This window comes from Vaginella massiliensis, assembly GCF_900089075.1.
Lineage (GTDB): Bacteria > Bacteroidota > Bacteroidia > Flavobacteriales > Weeksellaceae > Weeksella > Weeksella massiliensis_A.
In genome coordinates, this window is record NZ_LT593747.1 from 682,524 (window position 1) to 702,336 (window position 19,813).

14 protein-coding genes and 1 pseudogene are annotated in these 19,813 nt (G+C 38.4%); 6 read left to right on the top strand and 9 right to left on the bottom strand.

Annotation, left to right across the window (positions count from 1 at the left end):
* Nucleotides 1–121: 121 nt before the first annotated feature.
* From BN8061_RS10565 to lpdA, 5 genes and pseudogenes are all read right to left on the bottom strand, one after another.
* On the bottom strand, nucleotides 122–616 hold the full coding sequence (locus BN8061_RS10565; RefSeq protein ID WP_068599118.1) for a hypothetical protein: 495 nt from the start codon (nucleotides 614–616) through the stop codon (nucleotides 122–124).
* Complete coding sequence (locus tag BN8061_RS10570) at nucleotides 617–1,801, bottom strand: sigma-54-dependent transcriptional regulator (RefSeq protein WP_068599120.1); 1,185 nt, start codon at nucleotides 1,799–1,801, stop codon at nucleotides 617–619.
* Nucleotides 1,802–1,849: 48 nt separating this feature from the next.
* Nucleotides 1,850–3,489: pseudogene (locus BN8061_RS10575) on the bottom strand (AMP-binding protein).
* 97 nt (nucleotides 3,490–3,586) lie between these two features.
* Nucleotides 3,587–4,402, bottom strand: coding sequence for a T9SS type A sorting domain-containing protein (locus tag BN8061_RS10580; RefSeq protein ID WP_013598725.1), 816 nt, complete (start codon nucleotides 4,400–4,402; stop codon nucleotides 3,587–3,589).
* 173 nt (nucleotides 4,403–4,575) lie between these two features.
* Nucleotides 4,576–5,964 (bottom strand): dihydrolipoyl dehydrogenase, encoded by a 1,389-nt coding sequence (lpdA, locus tag BN8061_RS10585; protein WP_068599122.1) that lies wholly within the window; start codon nucleotides 5,962–5,964, stop codon nucleotides 4,576–4,578.
* Between the two features lie 241 nt (nucleotides 5,965–6,205).
* On the opposite strand from lpdA, the gene BN8061_RS10590 reads away from it, so the two are divergent.
* The 6 genes from BN8061_RS10590 to lysS all read left to right on the top strand — a co-directional run bounded on the left by BN8061_RS10590 (nucleotide 6,206) and on the right by lysS (nucleotide 12,655).
* Nucleotides 6,206–7,216 carry a FecCD family ABC transporter permease gene (locus BN8061_RS10590; RefSeq protein ID WP_068599605.1) on the top strand — a complete coding sequence of 337 codons (1,011 nt, stop codon included), beginning with the start codon at nucleotides 6,206–6,208 and terminating at the stop codon, nucleotides 7,214–7,216.
* Entirely contained in the window at nucleotides 7,213–8,160 is a 948-nt protein-coding gene (locus BN8061_RS10595; RefSeq protein WP_068599124.1) for an ABC transporter ATP-binding protein, read from the top strand. Before BN8061_RS10590 ends, BN8061_RS10595 begins: the two co-directional genes overlap by 4 nt.
* On the top strand, nucleotides 8,153–8,845 hold the full coding sequence (locus tag BN8061_RS10600; protein WP_068599125.1) for an SDR family NAD(P)-dependent oxidoreductase: 693 nt from the start codon (nucleotides 8,153–8,155) through the stop codon (nucleotides 8,843–8,845). The genes BN8061_RS10595 and BN8061_RS10600 overlap by 8 nt, the downstream gene beginning before the upstream one ends.
* Nucleotides 8,846–8,950: 105 nt before the next feature.
* Nucleotides 8,951–9,898 carry a hypothetical protein gene (locus BN8061_RS10605; RefSeq protein ID WP_068599127.1) on the top strand — a complete coding sequence of 316 codons (948 nt, stop codon included), beginning with the start codon at nucleotides 8,951–8,953 and terminating at the stop codon, nucleotides 9,896–9,898.
* A gap of 31 nt (nucleotides 9,899–9,929) precedes the next feature.
* Nucleotides 9,930–10,853 (top strand): hypothetical protein, encoded by a 924-nt coding sequence (locus BN8061_RS10610; protein WP_068599128.1) that lies wholly within the window; start codon nucleotides 9,930–9,932, stop codon nucleotides 10,851–10,853.
* A 101-nt stretch (nucleotides 10,854–10,954) separates the two neighbouring features.
* Nucleotides 10,955–12,655 (top strand): lysine--tRNA ligase, encoded by a 1,701-nt coding sequence (gene lysS / locus BN8061_RS10615; protein WP_068599130.1) that lies wholly within the window; start codon nucleotides 10,955–10,957, stop codon nucleotides 12,653–12,655.
* 189 nt (nucleotides 12,656–12,844) lie between these two features.
* Here lysS and BN8061_RS10620 read toward each other — a convergent pair whose 3' ends face one another.
* The 4 genes from BN8061_RS10620 to BN8061_RS10635 form a co-directional block, all read right to left on the bottom strand.
* Complete coding sequence (locus tag BN8061_RS10620; RefSeq protein ID WP_068599132.1) at nucleotides 12,845–15,733, bottom strand: protein translocase subunit SecDF; 2,889 nt, start codon at nucleotides 15,731–15,733, stop codon at nucleotides 12,845–12,847.
* 173 nt (nucleotides 15,734–15,906) lie between these two features.
* Complete coding sequence (gene lipB, locus BN8061_RS10625) at nucleotides 15,907–16,626, bottom strand: lipoyl(octanoyl) transferase LipB (protein ID WP_068599133.1); 720 nt, start codon at nucleotides 16,624–16,626, stop codon at nucleotides 15,907–15,909.
* 3 nt (nucleotides 16,627–16,629) lie between these two features.
* A complete protein-coding gene (locus tag BN8061_RS10630) occupies nucleotides 16,630–17,583 on the bottom strand; it encodes a T9SS type A sorting domain-containing protein (RefSeq protein ID WP_068599135.1) in 954 nt (317 codons plus the stop codon).
* An 82-nt stretch (nucleotides 17,584–17,665) separates the two neighbouring features.
* Nucleotides 17,666–19,813 (bottom strand): S46 family peptidase, encoded by a 2,148-nt coding sequence (locus BN8061_RS10635; RefSeq protein ID WP_068599137.1) that lies wholly within the window; start codon nucleotides 19,811–19,813, stop codon nucleotides 17,666–17,668.

The following is a 19,813-nucleotide window of genomic DNA, read 5'->3' on the forward strand; positions in this document are numbered from 1 at the left end:
TCATCTTTTTCTAAATTATTAAATTGAGTTGGTTTTTGACCTCATTTTTTTTATCATAAAAAAACCGTCTCGATTTTATAAACGAGACGGCTTCGGGTCATTATTATGTTATTCTAATTTTTTATTCTCCCGATTTGATGTTGAAAGATTGTCGCATTTGATAGGCTTCGATGATATCTTCGATCGGATAATTGAACCAATCGATTTGTTTTTTGATTTTCTGATTTTGGTCCAAAAACAACCAAGTCGTGAATTTCATTGCCGGAATTTTCATGCCTTGATACTCGTATGGATTGAAAAAACCGTCGGCAACGATCATGGTATCATTCGACACGAGCTGATTGACGGTGAGCACTTTTGAATTTTCATACACCATTTGATGATCATTCCAACTGAAATTATTCAGAATCAAATCTTGCGATGAGATTGGAGCCAAGCCGGTTTGTAATACAACGTTTTCGTATTCTATTGTATCGTTATAAAAAGATTTGAAAGCATCGAAATCTTTGCGCGCAGCGTAGAGTTCAAAATATTTCTCTCCAATTTCGTGCTTATCCTTGGTTCGACATGCGACAAAAAAGAACAAAGCGATCACAGAAAAAACAATCTTTCTCATCTATTTGCGTACAAAAGCTTCGACATCATGCTTGGTTACTGGATTGTTGGAAAGAATCAGCAAGCGTTCTACCACGTTGCGCAATTCACGTATATTCCCAGTCCAGTCGATTTCTTTCAAGGCTTTGTAAGCAGAATCATCAAATGTTTTTGCTTGCATCCCTTGCGATTCTGAAATCGATAATACAAAATGTTCTACCAGAGCGGGTATATCATCTTTGCGATCGTTGAGGGCTGGCACTTCTATAATAATTACTGCCAAGCGGTGATACAAATCTTCTCGAAACCTGCCCTCTTCTATCTCTTTGCGCAGGTCTTTGTTGGTCGCCGCGATTACGCGTACATTGACATCGATTTCTTTTTCGCTCCCCACCGGTGAAATTTTACCTTCTTGCAAGGCTCTGAGCACTTTGGCTTGAGCAGACAAACTCATATCACCAATTTCGTCTAAGAATATTGTGCCGTTGTTTGCAAGTTCAAATTTTCCTTGTTTATCTTTTACCGCCCCAGTAAACGAACCTTTTACATGGCCAAACAATTCACTCTCGATAAGCTCGGCAGGGATTGCAGCACAGTTGACTTCGATGAGCGTTTTTTTGTTTCGATCACTTTTCTCGTGAATCTGATGTGCCACCAATTCTTTTCCCGTTCCGTTGGGACCTGTAATCAATACGCGAGCATCGGTTGCAGCCACTTTGTCGATCATTTCTCGAATCTTGTTCAATGGCTCCGATTCCCCTATCATCGTATACTGTTTGCTTACTTTGCGTTTGAGTGCTTTGTTTTCTGATTTGAGTGCCGTATTGGTTTTTACCAATGATTTGTGGTTTAACGCATTACGTACCGTATTGAGTAGTCGATTGAGATCTGGTGGTTTTGAGATATAATCGTATGCACCTTTCTTGATACAATCTACGGCGGTTTCGATATCACCATGACCAGAAATCATTACAAAAGTAAGATCGGGATGTTGTTCGAGTGCTTCTGTTAGTACTTCTACTCCATCTTTTTTTGGCATTTTGATATCGGAAATGATTAAATCATATTCTACTTCATTAATTTTCTCAAGGGCAATCTCACCGTTCTCTGCTTCATCTACTTCGAAAGAAGAGTCCTCATCGAGTAAAATATTTTTCAGTACGTTGCGGATGGCTTTTTCGTCTTCGATGATTAATATTTTTGGCATGTTGTATTTTTAATTTTGCCTTCCAAATATACGTAATTTTCTGCGAGCTTAAGAAGCTTTAATGCGTTCTACGTTTTGCAATCCCAATTCTTCAACAGCAATCTCTCTCATTTCTACCTTTCTTATTTTTCCTGAGACTGTCATTGGAAATTCGGTAACAAACTTCCAGTACTTCGGGCGTTTATAGTGTGCAATGGACATACAAAATTCTTGTAATTCATCTTCCGAACAGAGTTCATTTTCTTTTATTTTTACCCAAGCCATGACTTCTTCACCAAATTTTTCGCTTGGCACGCCAATCAATTGTACGTCTGATATTTTAGGGTTTTGGTACAAAAAATCTTCGATTTCTTTTGGCGAAATATTTTCACCGCCTCGTATGATCAAATCTTTTATACGCCCCGTGATGTTGATATAGCCCTCGTGATCCATAGTAGCCAAATCGCCCGAATGCAACCAATTGTCTTCATCTTTTGCCCTTGCAGTAGATTCGGGATTGTTCCAATATTTCTTCATTACCGAATAGCCTCTTGTGCACAATTCGCCTTGTTGACCTCGTGGTAAAATATAGCCAGTTTCTGGATCTATAATTTTTATTTCGAGATGATCCATTACTGTTCCCACGGTGCTCACTTGTTTTTCTATGAGTGTACCTATTTTAGTCTGAACCGATACTGGCGAAGTTTCGGTCATCCCGTAACAAATAGAAACTTCTTCCATGTGCATGAGCGTTTTTACTATTTTCATGATTTCGATTGGGCAAGGAGAACCTGCCATGACTCCTGTACGAAGTGTGGAAAGGTTGTAACGTTCGAAATCGGGCAAATCCAACTCGGCAATAAACATGGTGGGTACGCCGTATAAAGAAGTACAGCGCTCTTGCTCTACTGTTTGCAGCGTTTTGGCTGCGTCGAAACTCTCACTCGGGATTACCATGCAAGCTCCGTGCGAAACACAGGCTAAATTGCCTATCACCATACCTAAGCAATGGTAAAATGGTACTGGTATACAAACCCGATCAATTTCTGTATAATGTAATCGAAGTCCAATGAAGTAGCCATTGTTGAGAATGTTGTGATGCGTAAGGGTAACACCTTTCGGAAATCCGGTTGTACCAGAGGTATATTGAATGTTCACCGCATCGTCGAATTGGACGATGGATTCTGCTTAGTCTAATTGAAACTTGCTGACTTTCTTCTTTTGTCCGAGAAAAGTATCCCACTGCTCTTCGAAAATGACGATATGCTCCAGTGATGGTGTTTTGTCTTTCACCTCTTCGAGCATATTTTTGTAATGACTGGTTTTAAACTTTAGCGAAGCAAACACAGCGTTAATCTCGGATTGATTCAGTACATATTCCAATTCGTGTACACGATAAGCCGGATTGATGGTCACCATAATCGCACCGATTCTTGCGGTAGCAAATTGCAAGATTACCCATTCGGCTCTGTTGGGCGCCCAAATTCCAACCCGATCACCATTGACAATTCCCATTGCCAACAATGCTCTTGCGGCATGTTCGGTGACTTCATAAAACTGAGTGTAGGTGTAGCGAATGTTCTGATCTACCGAGACCAATGCATCTTTGGTAGGATATTTGGCTACGATTCGTTTTGGTTATCGCCAATAGTTTCTCCTAAAAGCGGCACGTTCGATGGTCCGCTTGCGTATGAAATTTCTCTTATCATTTTTTTGTGGTTTGTGTATGAATATAATTAACATACTTCTAAACCACAAAAAAAGCCTCATAAAAATGAGGCTTTATAGATTCTTAAATATTTATGCTTATTTTTTCACAACCTTTGTAGTTGAAGAAGTACCATTGGTTGTTGTTTTCACGAAGTAAATTCCTTTTGCTAATGAAGATACATTAACTGTTTGTTTTCCATTAACTTCGAAAGTTTTCACAATTTGTCCGTTTGTGTTATACACTTCTACTGTTGCTTTTCCTTTTACATCAAATGAAGCTGTATTTGTCCACAAAGTGTTCAATACAGTTTTTTCTGGTGTAAGCGTGTAAACATTCATGTTCATATCCCATAATTGGATATTGTCTATGTCTAGCGCATAATCTACGTCTTTACCAATTTTTAAAGCAAAAAAGTCTTTGTCTAAGTCTGTAACATTCAAATCTGTTTTGTCTGATAAGTCTAATGTTACTTTTACCCAATTACCATTTGTATTGATAACACCTGCATATTGGTTATTTGCTGAAGAAACAACGGTGGTATCCGCAGACAAATCTCCTACGTTGTATGGATAATATGTACCATCTACTTTATAAATATTTAGTGATAAAGTTTTTCCTGCTGTTCCTTTTACCCAAAAAGTAATTTGTTTTGGTTGTGAAGTAAGTTTGCTACCTAATCTTGAGGTAAAAACATAGTCATTTTTTTGTGTATTAGTTGTAATGTTTAATGAATTTGACCCATCAACTCCTTTACCAACACCCTGTACTGCATAAGCTTTTATCCCGTATGAATTTACTCCACTTGTAAACTCTTCCCAATTTTCAAAATCACTCCCAGGTATTGCGTTTACTTGTGCAAAAGAGAATGTAGAAAGAGCAGCAACTGCTATTAAAGAATAGATTTTTTTCATGATTTTTTATTTTTTTTAATTAATATTAACCCTTTTCTTTTGAGATACAAATGTACAACTATTCGGCAAACGATTTGTTATTGTAAAAATTGATTACAATAATTTAACACAGAAAAGGGCAAGAAAATTCTTGCCCTTTTACATACTATTATAATTTCTAATATCAATTTATATTAGATATGGATTGCATGTCCGTATGCATCCTCTACAGCTTCCATAATTGCTTCTGCCATAGTAGGGTGTGCATGAACAGACTTCATTATTTCATGCCCTGTAGTTTCTAGTTTACGAGCCACAACAGCTTCGGCAATCATTTCGGTAACTCCATCCCCAATCATATGACAACCCAACCATTCACCATATTTAGCATCGAATACAACTTTCACAAAACCATCTGTTGCACCATTGGCTACAGCCTTACCATTGGCAGAGAATGGGAATTTTCCTACTTTCACTTCATAGCCAGCTTCTTTCGCTTTTGCTTCGGTAAGCCCAACTGATGCAATCTCTGGAGAGCAATATGTACAACCCGGAATATTACCGTAATCGATTGGTTCTACGTCTAAACCAGCAATTTTTTCTGCTGCTAAAATTCCTTGGGCAGATGCCAAATGCGCCAAGTCGGCACCTTTTACCACATCACCTATGGCGTAATATCCTGGAACAGAAGTTTGGCAATAATCGTTGATCACAATTTTCCCTCTTTCTGTTGCGATGCCTACTTCTTCTAATCCAATGTTTTCGGTATTCGGAACAACGCCTACTGCAGATAGTACCACTTCAGCTTCGATCACTTCTTCGCCTTTGGCTGTTTTGATGGTAGCTTTTACCAGCTCGCCCGAGGTGTCTACTTTGGTCACTTCTGAGTTGGTAAGGATTTTGATACCAGCTTTCTTAAAAGATAATGCCAATTGTTTAGAGACTTCTTCGTCTTCTACTGGAACAATTCTTGGCAAAAATTCTACAATGGTAACTTCTGTACCCAAACTGTGGTAGAAATGTGCAAACTCTACGCCTATGGCACCAGAGCCAACCACAATCATCGATTTGGGCTGTTTTTCCAATGCTAATGCACCACGGTAACCAATCACTTTTTTACCGTCTTGTGGCAATGCTGGCAATTCTCGTGAGCGCGCTCCGGTTGCGATGATGATATTTTCTGCTTGATATTCTTTAGATTCAGATGCTGTTTTTACCAAAACTTTTTTGCCAGGCAATACTTTAGCTTCACCTTTTATGATGTCTATTTTATTCTTTTTCATCAGGAATTGTACACCTTTGCTCATTCGGTCTGCAACTCCTCTACTTCTTTGTACCACATTTGGGAATTCGAAACCAATATTTTCTGGTAACTTGATTCCAAATTCTTGGGCGTTGTTGAGGTATTTGAATACTTGGGCGCTCTTGAGCAAAGCTTTTGTTGGGATACATCCCCAGTTGAGGCATATTCCGCCTAATTCTGCTTTTTCTACAATGGCAACTTTTTTTCCTAATTGCGACGCTCTGATTGCGGCAACGTATCCGCCAGGCCCACTTCCTATAACTATAATATCGTAATTCATGTTCGAAATTTGTGCTAAATTAAAAATTTACTGGTGAAATTAAAAATTTCAGATTAATGAGATTTGTATTGATTTGATTTGATGACAAAATATGTTGATTTTCTTAAAATTATTTTTCTAAATACAAACAAAATTAATTTTTTTCTCATTCGAATTTTTGATTCAAAACGTTAAAAAAAATCGTTGATTTTCATAAATTCTTTTCCAACGAACTTTATTATCTTTGCTCGAAAGCGATTTTGTGAAAAAACAACTGATTTTAGTGGGGTTTACGATACTCATTCTCGGGTTGATTTTGCTTAATCTATTCCTCGGAAAAGCCACTATAAAATTTGATGCTGTCTGGATGACTTTCTTGGGCAAATCGCCAGACGAGATGACTCAAAATCTTATCCTACACTACCGATTGCCCAAAACCATCACGGCAATTTTGGTGGGGATTGCTTTGCCCGTAGCCGGATTTCAACTGCAAGAATTATTCAAAAATGAGTTGGCAGAACCCAGTGTTTTGGGCATTTCGGCCATGTCTGGCTTGGGCGTTGCAATTGTAATTTTTCTATTTTCTACGCTGGGTTTTCAGCATTTGTTGAACGATTCTTGGATCATCATTTTTGCGGCAATGCTCGGGGCTCTTTTAGCCTTACTCATCATCGGAAGTTTTGCCCATCGCATCAAATCTTCAGCAATATTGATTATTCTGGGCATGATGTTATCTGGATTGTCGGTAGCTTTCATTGGTATTTTGCAGTACTTTGCGCCATCAGAACGCATAAAAACCTATCTCATTTGGAGTTTTGGAACTTTAAGTGCTTTGAGCTGGACTCAAATTTCAATATTTGCACTTTGCGTTTGCATTGGAACTTTCTTAGCGTGTCTCACCCTCAATCGACTTACAGCACTGTTGCTAGGCGAAACCTATGCACAAACATTGGGCGTGAACATCAGGCAATTGCGCTGGACAATTCTTATTTCAACCGCCTTGCTTACGGCTGCAGTTACCGCATTTGCTGGACCAATTTCTTTTATCGGATTGGCAGTCCCTCATCTTTGTAGAAGCTTATTGAAAACTGCCAACATGAAGTTGCTTTTTGGTTCGATAATACTGCTTGGTATAAGTTTGATGCTGTTTTTCAGTGCTTTATCAGATATGTTTCCGTTTGGTACATTACCCATCAATATCATCACTTCGTTGTTTGGTACACCAATCGTGATCAGTATTTTGTTGAAAAATTCTAAATCCTTAAACCCATGAAAGAATTGATACTGAAAAACTTATCGATAGGATATGCCAACAAACCCATTGTTGAAGGTATAAATCAAACGGTTGATCGCCCTAAATTTATAACGATTTTAGGTGCGAATGGCACGGGGAAATCGACCTTGTTGAAAACTATTTTAGGAATAGAAAAACCGCTCAAAGGTAATTTGTACATGGGAAATGAATCGCTTTCTGACGCAAAATCGGCCACTCATGCCGAATATTTTGCAACGGTATTTTCTAAATTGCCCATCGTACCCGAAATTTTGGTAAGCGAACTGATTCAAATCAACGGAAAAAATGCAATCGAAAACAAACCTTCTACGCTGGAAGAAATACAAAAAATCGCCCACAAGATAGGCATTCATCCCCTACTCGATCGATACGCCAACACGTTGAGCGACGGACAATTGCAATTGGTCATGATGGCTAGGGCGTTGCAACAAAAAACAGCATATATCATAATGGACGAACCGACTGCTCATCTGGATTTGGGCAATCAGTACAAAATTTTTGGGCTGTGTGCGAATTTGGTCGAAAACGAAAGAAAAACCATCATCATGGTGACCCATGAGGTTGATTTGGCTTTGCAATTTGCCGACGAAATTTGGTGGATCGAGAACCATCGGCTCTATGCTGGAATTCCAGAAGAAATAGCATTTGAGCATCGGATTTTGTCTAAGCTTTCGAACGAAATTTTGGCATACAATTCCGTGCAACAGACCTATACCGTTGCCACAGCGCATAAAAAAACAATTGGCGTTGTAGGCGATGATGAAATGGCTTTTTGGCTGAGAAAAGCCTTAACTCGAGATGGGTATAAAATAGTGAACAATGGAAACGAAATTATTCGGGTCGATCAAAATATAATAACCTACAAAGAACAAACTTTTTCGTCGATACAATCGATTTTAGAACATTTGAAATATCATGAGTAAAACAATTATTATAACTGGAGCAAGTCGCGGAATTGGGCGCGAATTGGCGATACAACATTTGGCATTGGGCAATAGAGTCATCGCCATCTCGAGAAACTTAGCGAAACTCGACGAGCTTGCAAATTTTGCAACGAATAATCAATACCAAAGCATCGCCATGGACCTTAGTAATTACGAGGAGATTGGCAAGATTCCAGAGCTACTTGCAGACGTAGAAAAAGCAGACGTTTTGTACAATAATGCCGGACTGTGCATCAACAAAGCATTCGAACAGGTTAGCGAACAAGATTTGACCCAATCTTGGCAAGTGAATTTTATGGCGCCTTACCGCCTGATTCAAGTTTTGTTGCCAAAATTTGATCAAACATCGCATGTGGTGAATATCTCGACCATGGGCGCCGTGCAAGGTTCAGTAAAATTTGCAGGATTATCTGCCTATTCGTCATCCAAAGCGGCTACGGCAAACCTCACCGAATTGTTGGCAGAGGAACTGAAAGAAAACGGTCCGAGAATCAATGCGGTGGCGTTGGGTGCGGTACAAACCGAGATGTTAGAAGAGGCTTTTCCAGGATACAAAGCCCCATTAAATCCGGCTGAAATGGCAAGTTATCTAGTCGATTTCGGGTTGAATGGGCATCGGTATTTCAACGGAAAAATTTTACAAGCTTCAGTTTCGACACCTTAATTTTTTATCATCCAAGAAACTTTAAATCTTTCTGAAATAGTTTGGAATATAGTTTGATTCAAGATGAACAGCACAATTAATAGAATTACAACATCGAGAAAGATTATGAACTATACTTTTATTCTTTTGCCTTTATTGCTTATTGCTCCGTTTAGCCTTGCACAAGTCAATGTGCAAAATCAAACCGTACAAATTGTGCCCAAATGGAGTGTTGGAAATACGTACGAATATCATTTCAAGAATGATGATTTCATCATCTCGATCAACGATACAGTTTCTAAAGTTTATACCAATAGCAAAAAGAAAATGAGTGTAGTAGATGAAAATCAATTCGTTTACAAAATGCAATGGGAAATCACTGATTACCAGACGAATGATCCAGATGAATTTTACAAAGATTTTCTTACCAATTCTAAGAATGTAAGCTATGAATTTGCAACGAACAAAGATGGCGAATACTTAGAATTGTTGAACGAAACAAAAGTGCAAACACAATTGATAGACATTGTTTCGAAGATGAAAAAGAAAAACAAGAAAAACGCGGTTTACCAAAGCAATGTCGACGGGCTGATGGAGATGATAAGTGCCAATGAATATGTACAATATGCCCTGTCGCAAGAACTTCACAACCTCTTGCAATACAACGGATTGTTTTTGCAAATGGGCGAAAAATATGTAGGCAAACAAGTACAAGACAATTTTTTTGGTTATCCAATTGCTTCTACAACAACGACTTGGCTAGATTCGATCAACGAAGAAAACTTGTCGTACACCATCGCTTCTACCCAGGAGTTGGACAAAGATGATTTTGAAAATCTGTGGAAATTTATGGCTCAAAACATGTTGGATCAATCCAACGTAAAACTCACAAAAGAGCAAGTAGAACGAGAAATCAGCAAATATTCAGACACCATAGAACTCAAGGTAGACAACCGCAGTACCTACAACAAAGATTCGATTTTGGTGAATTCACAATACCGATTCAGCCTGAACATTGGTACACGCAAAACCATCAATATGCTCGAAATCCAACTTATGCAGAACGAAGTCTGATATTTTTTTTAAATTTGATGAAAAATATTGAATGAGAAATATTTTTATAATTTTCCTGTTGTTGAATAGTTTTTTAGGTTTCGCACAAGAAATTGATTCTGAAACTACTGTAGACATCAAGCCCTATTTCAATATCCAAGATCACAACAACTATCAGTTTACCACACACGATATTCGGATAGAAGGAAATGATACGGTTCAGAATGATTATGTTAAATACAAAGCCTATGTAGAAGTGTTGGATTTATACAAAGATCAATATACCCTACATTGGCACATCTACGATATCGAAAATTCGAACAAAAACATTACGCGTAATCCGTTGAGTTTTTTACAAGAGCTCGACATCTATTACACCATGGATGCCACCGGAAAGTTTAGCGATTTTCAGCACAACAATTTTACATTAGTACAATTTAGAACGGCTTTAGAACAAGTTCAAGACCAATATGCAGACCAACCTAGCGTACAGAAAATCTTAGACCAGGTTGATGAACATTATGAGAAATTAGAACAAGTCAATTCGATATTCGCAAAAGACATTGCGCAATTTCATCATTTTTTCGGTCGCGGACGCTATGATGTAAACAAAACGCCAATCGTTGCCAACACCTATATAGACAATCTGTTCAACGACAATCCGACACCTGCCAAAACCGATTTTAGATTAGAAGACCATTCGCCCTATTCCAATACCTATATCTTAACTTCTACCTCGGTTGCAGACGAAGAATGGCTGAAAGAATCTTGGTTCAAATACCTTGAAAGGACAGCCAGACAAATGGATGTAGAAGCCCCAAAACGCGACGAGATCGACAGCAATATCGTATACACCATCGACACCACCAATCGTCTACAAGAAACAGGATGGCTCTCGTATAGCATGCAAGTAAAGAGAGTAAATTTCCTAGACACAGCTTTCACACAGAGAAGAAAGATCGAATATATTCCGTAAAAAACCGAGTTTTTATCATCATAATCTACAATATTGTTCACCAAAACAATGAAATAATTGCTAATTTTGCATTCTATTTTTAACTTTTAAAATATATCGTAATGCAATTGTCTGAGCAAGAGATCATCCGTAGGGATAAATTACAACAACTAAGAGCATTGGGGATAGAACCCTATCCGGCAGAAGAATTCATGGTGACTGCTAATTCTAAAGAAATTTTAGAAAATTATGAAGAAGGTAAGGTTGTAAAACTTGCAGGACGCTTGATGAGTGTACGCATAATGGGAAAAGCATCCTTTGCAGAATTGCAAGATGGCGAAGGAAGAATACAACTTTACGTATCTCGGGACGACATTTCGAATGACGAAGAAGGAACGGCATACAATACGGTTTTCAAGAAATTGCTAGACATTGGCGATTTCATAGGAATCGAAGGTTATGAATTCAAAACCAAGGTAGGCGAAATCTCGATTCACGTTACCAAACTCACGGTTTTGGCAAAATCATTGCGCCCCTTACCTATCGTAAAAACAGATGAGGAAGGCAAAATCTATGATGCATTTGTAGACCCAGAATTGCGTTATCGTATGCGTTATGTAGATTTGGTTGTGAATCCGCAGGTAAAAGATATTTTCATCAAACGCACCAAATTGTTCAACGCCATGCGCAATTTCTTCAACGAAAGAGGCTATATGGAAGTCGAAACGCCAATCTTACAATCGATACCAGGAGGCGCTGCCGCTCGACCATTTATTACGCATCACAACTCATTAGATATCCCATTGTATTTGCGCATTGCCAACGAATTGTACCTCAAAAGATTAATTGTAGGAGGATTTGAGGGCGTTTACGAATTTTCTAAAAACTTCCGAAATGAAGGAATGGATCGCACTCATAACCCCGAGTTTACAGCAATGGAAATCTATGTGGCATACAAAGATTACAATTGGATGATGGAGTTTACCGAGCAGTTGCTAGAACATTGTGCTATTGCGGTGAACGGTACCACCAAAGCCACCTTTGGCGAACACGAGATCGATTTCAAAGCACCGTACAAACGAGTAACCATGCGACAATCCATCATCGAATTTACAGGTTTTGATATCGATGGGAAATCGGAAGAAGAACTGAGAGAAGCTGCCATTTCGATGGGTATAGAAGTAGACCAAACCATGGGCAAAGGCAAGCTCATCGATGAAATATTTGGAGAAAAATGTGAAGGAAACTATATCCAACCAACCTTTATCACCGACTATCCAAAAGAAATGTCACCATTGACCAAGGCTCATCGCGACAATGCTGAGCTCACCGAGCGTTTCGAATTGATGGTTTGTGGTAAAGAAATTGCCAATTCGTATTCAGAATTGAATGACCCTATCGATCAACGCGAACGCTTCGAAGAGCAATTAAAACTCTCGGAAAAAGGTGACGATGAAGCCATGTTTATCGACCAAGATTTCTTACGCGCTTTGGAATTCGGAATGCCGCCAACAGCAGGTTTGGGAATTGGGATGGATCGACTCATCATGTTCTTGACCAACAATTCTTCTATACAAGAGGTTTTATTCTTTCCGCAAATGCGACCAGAAAAAACCGCTCCGTCTTATGAGCTTACAGAAGAAGAGAACAGCATCATTGCTATTTTACAAGCCAATCCTACCATCGAGTTGAACGAACTGAAATCTAAAGTAGCTTTGAGTGGAAAGAAATGGGATAAATCGATGAAAAATTTAGCCAAATACAATCTTACCAAAGTAAAAGTTGATGGAGACGTGAAATTGGTTGAATTTCTTGGAGAATAAAAAACAATCCAAATTATAGCAGATAAAATCCATACCTTTTGGTGTGGATTTTTTTATTTCAAAACCTCATCTATAAGGGCTTGATTTATTTTTACAAATCATTCATTATACCATTAGAGAAAAAACAATTTTAGCGTAAAAAAATCCACTCGTTTGAGTGGATTTTTAGGTAAATAATATAGGATAAAATTATTTGTTCATCTGACCTTTCTTCGTAAAATCGTAAAGCAAAGGTGAAGCTACGAATAGTGAAGAGAAAGTACCGATTGCGATCCCAATCATCATAGCAAACATGAATCCTTTGATAGAATCTCCACCAAAGATGAAGATACACAATACGATTAAGAACGTAGACATCGAGGTGTTGATCGTACGCGACAAGGTGGTGCTGGTTGATGAATTGATGATGTCGTAAAAATTCATCGATTTCTTCAGACCTAAATTTTCACGAATACGGTCTAATATAATGATCGTATCGTTTAACGAATATCCGATTACTGTAAGAATAGCGGCAATGAACGATTGGTCGATTTCCATGTTGAATGGTAACCACGTTCTAAAGAATGCAAACACTCCTAAAACGATGATAACGTCGTGTGCCAAAGCAAAAATGGTTGAAACCGAGAATTGCCAATTTCTGAATCGAATAAAAATATAGGCTGCAATAATGATTAAAGCCAAACCAACTGCAATGAAAGATGCTCGTGTGGTATCATCGGCAATCGTTGGTCCTACTTTTGCAGAAGACATCAACCCTATTGTGGCATTATCCTCAGAGAAATCTCTGATTGTCAAGCCTTGTGGTAAGTCTTTCGCCAATCCTTTGTACAACAGTCCTTTAATTTCATCGTCTACCTCTGTACCATCTTGATCTGATTTGTATGAGGTAGTAATTTTCACTTGATTCGAAGAACCGTACATTTTTACTTGCGGTGTCATTTCTTCGCCATTTAGTACGAATACTTTAGACAAATCGTTTGCAATTGCGTGTGCTTCTACTGGTTTATCGAAACGCACGGTATAGGTTCTACCGCCTTTGAATTCGATACCCAAATCGAATCCTTTGGTGAAAATTGCCACAAGTGACAAGATGACCAATGCCAACGAAATGATATAATTAATTTTACGATTTTTCAAAATATCAACACTGATGTTTTGTAACCAATGTGCTGTAAACGGTGTGAAGAATTCAACTTTTTTACCTTTTTCCATTCTACTTTCTACAAAATAACGCGTAATGAAAATTGCGGTAAATGTAGAAGTGAACACCCCAATCATAAAGGTTGTTGCGAAACCTACTACTGGTCCTTTTCCGAAGAAGAATAAAACCAAAGCCGTCAAGAAAGAAGTGACGTTGGCATCTATAATTGCCGATAAAGCACCTTTCCAAGAATAAGCAAAATCTACGGCTTGTCTCAACGATCTACCTTTACGAATTTCTTCTTTTACACGCTCATAAATGATGATATTTGCATCCATCCCCGTTACGAGCGTCAAGATGATACCTGCGATACCAGGTAACGATAAGGTCGCACGCAGCGAAACCAAGATACCGAGTAAGAATAATAAATTGATGACCAAAGCAACATTGGCATAAATACCTGCTCTAGAGTAATAGAAAATCATCCAAATCAATACGATGGTAAACGCTACTGCAAATGCTACCAAAGAAGAATTGATCGCTTCTTGCCCCAACGATGGTCCTACAACTTCAGACGAAACTACTTTAGACGATGCTGGTAAAGAACCTGCTTGCAAAATGTTGGCTAAGTCTTGTGCTTCTTCTAATGTAAAATTACCCGAAATGGTCGATGTACCACCCGCGATCTGACTTTTGATATTGGGTGCAGAGTACACCAAATTATCCAACACAATCGCAACAGCTTGTCCGTTCGGATATTGTTGATTCGGTTTTAATTCGTCTGTAATTCGTGCCCACTCTTGCGCCCCTTGTTGATTCATGTTCATGACTACAATAGGCTCATTGGCAATAGAACTTGCATTACGTTCGCCCGAAGCGCTCACCACTTTATCACCGCTTATCAAAGGTTCGTTTTGTCCGTTTGCTCCTTTTAGGGCGTATAATTCCAAGATTTTCTCTCCGTTGAAATCGAGCGGTTTACTTCCCCAAGCAAATTTGTAATTGCGAATATTTGCTGGTAATAATGATTTGAATTCACGATCTGCCAACACGCGGTTGACGATTGCAGTATCTTTTACATTGACACTGGTGATTGCATTTGAAGGTTGAGGTCCTAAAACTTCACCCAAAGATCCAATGATTTTATTGTTTTTTGAAATATTGTATTTCGATGTTCCGATACCAGCCAAAACTCCAGCGATTTGTGGTTCGTTTGCCACTTGCCAAAATTCAAGTTTTGCGGTAGATTGTAACAATTTTTTCACGCGGTCGGTATCCGAAACTCCTGGCAATTCTACCAAAATACGTCCGTCACCTTCGTCACCCAAGCGTTGTATCACTGGCTCTACTACCCCAAATTGGTCGATACGTGACGAGATTACTTGATAGGCTGTCGAAACTTTTGCTTCGATATCGGTGCGTATGAATTTTTTTACATCTTCGTCTGTTGCATTGAACGAGACTTTATCTGCATTTGCTTTTGTCCCAAACAAGTCTGGAGAAGCATATTTTGTACCACCTCTTAGTTTATCGAACTCTTCAAAAAACAGTTCAACATACGGGATGTTACCTCTTGATTTTTGAGCCTGATCGGTGTTGTCTAATGCTGTAAGTAGAATTGGATTATCTTTGTTTCCGGCTAAATTGGTAATCAAATCGCGTTCAGAAACTTGTAGGATTACGTTGATTCCACCTTTTAGGTCCAATCCTAAATTAATCTCTTTGTTTTTAGCATCATTGTAATTGTAGCTTACCAAGCCCAAATTCAGGGTGTCTTTTGCTAAACTATCTAAAATGATTTGTTCTTGTTCTGGGTTTTTCGCATATGCTTTAGCCTCTTTTTCTACCTTATTGGTGTACCAAGTATAGCTTAATTGGCGTACGCAAAGAAATCCAAAAATGATTGCAAATACTGCAATGAGCCATCTTCCTCGCATAAGTTATTCCTTTATAATATATTATTTAACGGGCAAATATAACGGTATTAAGAAAATTCTCACAATTATTTTCTTATTATTAATCAACAAGTTTTAAGGTATCGGAAAGTCATTCCGCTCTCGGAGCAAAAGTATTTCCAATTCGACAGAAAATGATGATGATCGATTTATTTTTAATCTTGAACAATCGTCAGATCGAAAACCTCCTCAAACTTCTGAAGGGTTACTTTTTTCACTTCCTCCATCGCGACTTTTCTACCCAATTCTCTCTCGAGCGAAGTTACCGCTTTGTCGGTAATTCCACACGGAATGATGTATTCGAAATAGCGCAAATCGGTATTCACATTCAGGGCAAAACCGTGCATGGTGATCCAACGAGAAGCTTTTACGCCCATGGCGCATATTTTGCGGGCAAATGGTTTTCCGACATCCAACCACACGCCTGTTTCGCCTTTGGAACGCTCACCGATGAGTCCGAATTCGCCAATGGTTTGGATAATCACCTCTTCCAAGTTTCGCATATACAAATGGATATCGGGTTTGAAAACCTCCAAATCGAAAATAGGATACCCCACAAGTTGTTCTGGTCCATGATAGGTAATATCCCCTCCACGATTAGTTTTTACGAAGGTGGCTTCTATTTTTTCTAACTGTTCGCTATTTGCCAACATATTTTCGATATGTCCACTTTTACCTAGCGTATAGACGTGCGGATGTTCTACAAAAAGCAAATGATTTTGTGTGAGTAAAAATTCGGGATTATCGAGTTTCTCTTGTGCTCTGTTGTGTTGTTTTATTTTGACATTGGCTGCCAAAAGTTCTTCTTGATAATCCCAAATTTCTTGATAATGTCGTTGCCTTCCTAAATCTTGGAAGTGAACCAAATTTTTCATTTATTATTTTTTGATGAATTTCAAGGTTTCGACGCTTCCGTTGATGTTGGCTTTTAAGATGTACACGCCAGCTTCGAGCGATTTTACATCTATGATTGATTTTTGAGCCGAAACTTTTTCTGATTTTAGCTTCATTTTTTGCCCTACGATATTGTAAACCTCAATATTTTCTACATTTTTACCTTCTACAGCCAATTGATCGTTTACCGGATTTGGATAGATTGAAGTTTTGTACTGTTGGAAATCTTCTATTCCTAAATTTTCACAATTTGCCGTAATTTTCAAAACCAAATCGAACGGAGTTCCTGCATTGTTTTGAATTTTTTTCCATTTGTTCGTTACCAAATCCAACGTCAGATCTGAATGCTCAGAATTGATTATATTAGTCGTCCCCATATAGGTTGATATCTGTGGTGTAGCAGAAAGTTTTGCATCGGTGAAGGCAATCCAATAGGTTTTCTCTACGTCGGAAGAAATAACCAATGGTGTCGAAAGGTTGAAGACGTAATTTCGCACATTTGCACGACCAGAATCTGCGTTAATATATCCTCTGATGGTATGACTACTTACAGGGACATCGTTGATACGTTGAATGAGATTCCCTGGTACTAAAAGATTGGACTCTTGGTCAAAAACAGATTCATAAACTTCTATACTTACAGAGTTGATAAAGGTATTGTCGCTATCGAATGAAATGAAGTTGAACGCAATAGATGAAATACTCAATTCTGTCGCTTCTGCAACTTTGAGATCTGCTGCTAATTTTTGTTCTCCTATAATTCCGTTATAACCAGAGGCTAACACGCTTTGCGGATTTTCTACATTACAATTCACCAAGGTTTCTTTGTTGAAAATCACAGCCTCCTGGTTGAGAATTGTTGCTTCATCCTGCAAATTCTGACCAAATACCAAAGTACCTAATGCTAAAAATGAAAGCGAAGTAAATATTTTTTTCATGTATTTCTGTTTTTATAATCCTATGCAAATTTACGTCAAAAAAAATCCAAAATAAAAACCCTTCGTTTCGAAGGGTTAAAATTTATTTATTGACGATTTTCATCTCTTTAATCAAATGGTTCGCTTTTCCATATTTTTCGATTACCCACAAAATATAGCGTACATCAACCATGATATTTCGACAAATTTCGGGATCATAATTCAAATCAGACATGGTTCCTTCCCACACACGATCGAAGTTCAATCCGATCAAATTTCCTTGCGCATCCAAGGCTGGACTTCCCGAATTTCCTCCAGTGGTATGATTGGTTGCTATAAAATTCACAGGTAATTTCCCGTTTTTGTCTGCATAGCGCCCAAAATCTTTTTTACGATACAAATCGATCAATTGCTGTGGCAAATCGAATTCGTAATCACCTGGAACATATTTTTCGATTACGCCATCCATATACGTTAAGGGTTCATAATTCACGGCATCTTTAGGTCGATAACCGTTTACTTTACCGTAAGTTACCCGCAGAGTTGAATTGGCATCAGGGAAAATTTTCTTATCAGGGAAAGTTTGCAACTGCCCTTTCATATAGGTACGCATCAAACGATTCATTTCGGTTTGATTTGCCAAATAAACTGGTGAAATATTGTTCTGATAATGAGTGAGATAATTGCGAACCATCAATACCAAAGGATCTTTGTTGATGGCGTCTATCAACTGTTGGTCGTTTTTTGCGATTTCATCTAAATGTCCGATTAGCGAAACATTTTGGATGCTTGCCGTACCATTTACTATGGTATTATTCAGCGCATTGGCAACTTCTTCTTTGGTGTAAACTTTTGGAGACTGTAAAGCTTTTGGCGTTTTGATGTTGAAATATTCAACCAATTCTTCGGTAATTATTTTATCTAATGAAGCATCGTAATCTTTGTGTAAAGAGGTGAGCGAATTGATGGTTCGTTTTTTTACATCTTCGTAATTCTCTTTACCATAAGCGTTTGCCAAAGCATTCAACGACAATGCCATACGAAGCGTTTCAGAATTGGCGCTAAAAACTTCGCTGAACAAGGTGTTTGCAACAGCATAATCAGCATTTTTTTTGTTCAACTCATCCAATTGTGTGATGATGCTTTTGTAGGTTGAATTGTTTTTATTTTTTTGAATTCGATTTAGAAATTCTTGCTCATACTCTTTTCTTTTCTGTACCGCATTACTTTTCTCTAATCCCAATTTCTCTCCAATCCATTTTTTGTGAGAATTAGAAATACGCGCTTGTTTCGAAGCATATTTGATGCGTGTAGCATCGTCTTCTCGCATTTTCTTGTCGATATGCGACAAAGCAATGGTACGAGCTCCAATACGAGCCGGATTGATCTCATCTTGAATTTGCGCTAACGATGACGCTGGTAAATATTCATCAGTCACGCCAGGGAATCCATAGACAAACGTAAAATCACCAGGTTTCACACCTGCTATGTTGATTGATAAATAATGTTTGGGTTTGTACGGAATATTTGTTGGCGAATAATCTGCTGGTTTATTGTCTTTATCGGCATAAATTCTAAATAACGCAAAATCTCCTGTATGTCTTGGCCAAACCCAGTTATCGGTATCGCTCCCGTATTTACCAATTGCAGATGGTGGTGCACCAACCAAACGCACATCGCGGTAAGTCTCGGTAAAGAATTGGTAATACTTGTTACCTTTATAGAATGGTTTTACGTACGTCTCTTGATGAGCGGGAATTTTGGTCGCTTTCACCAATTGGTCGATATTTCGTTTTACGATTACAGCTCGTTGTTCTTCGGTAGAGTTTTCGGTTACTCCTTTCAGGATTTGAGCTGTAACGTCTTTAATATCGATGATAAATGTCGCCGTCAAACCTTTGTTTGGCAACTCTTCGTTTAAGTTTTTTGCCCAAAAACCGTCTTTCAGATAATCGTGTTCCAATGAAGAGTGTTGCTGTATTTGCCCATAACCACAGTGATGATTGGTCAACAATAATCCTTGTGGAGAAATGACCTCAGAGGTGCATCCTCCACCAAAATGTGCTACAGCATTATTTATACTTTTATCGCCATTACTGAAGATATCTTTTGCAGAGATTTTCAATCCCATTTCCTTCATTTCTTTCTCGTTCAATTCTGTTGGAATCCACATTCCTCCGCCTTGTCCGAATGTATTGCTGAAGGCAAACAAACTCATCAAAAGTGATGTTTTGATAAATAATTTACGCAT

Coding starts and splice junctions, on each gene's coding strand:
- BN8061_RS10565 (WP_068599118.1), bottom strand. CDS start 616: ATGAGAAAGATTGTTTTTTCTGTGATCGCTTTGTTCTTTTTTGTCGCA.
- BN8061_RS10570 (WP_068599120.1), bottom strand. CDS start 1,801: ATGCCAAAAATATTAATCATCGAAGACGAAAAAGCCATCCGCAACGTA.
- BN8061_RS10580 (WP_013598725.1), bottom strand. CDS start 4,402: ATGAAAAAAATCTATTCTTTAATAGCAGTTGCTGCTCTTTCTACATTC.
- lpdA (WP_068599122.1), bottom strand. CDS start 5,964: ATGAATTACGATATTATAGTTATAGGAAGTGGGCCTGGCGGATACGTT.
- BN8061_RS10595 (WP_068599124.1), top strand. CDS start 7,213: ATGAAAGAATTGATACTGAAAAACTTATCGATAGGATATGCCAACAAA.
- BN8061_RS10600 (WP_068599125.1), top strand. CDS start 8,153: ATGAGTAAAACAATTATTATAACTGGAGCAAGTCGCGGAATTGGGCGC.
- BN8061_RS10605 (WP_068599127.1), top strand. CDS start 8,951: ATGAACTATACTTTTATTCTTTTGCCTTTATTGCTTATTGCTCCGTTT.
- BN8061_RS10610 (WP_068599128.1), top strand. CDS start 9,930: ATGAGAAATATTTTTATAATTTTCCTGTTGTTGAATAGTTTTTTAGGT.
- lysS (WP_068599130.1), top strand. CDS start 10,955: ATGCAATTGTCTGAGCAAGAGATCATCCGTAGGGATAAATTACAACAA.
- BN8061_RS10620 (WP_068599132.1), bottom strand. CDS start 15,733: ATGCGAGGAAGATGGCTCATTGCAGTATTTGCAATCATTTTTGGATTT.
- lipB (WP_068599133.1), bottom strand. CDS start 16,626: ATGAAAAATTTGGTTCACTTCCAAGATTTAGGAAGGCAACGACATTAT.
- BN8061_RS10630 (WP_068599135.1), bottom strand. CDS start 17,583: ATGAAAAAAATATTTACTTCGCTTTCATTTTTAGCATTAGGTACTTTG.
- BN8061_RS10635 (WP_068599137.1), bottom strand. CDS start 19,813: ATGCGTAAATTATTTATCAAAACATCACTTTTGATGAGTTTGTTTGCC.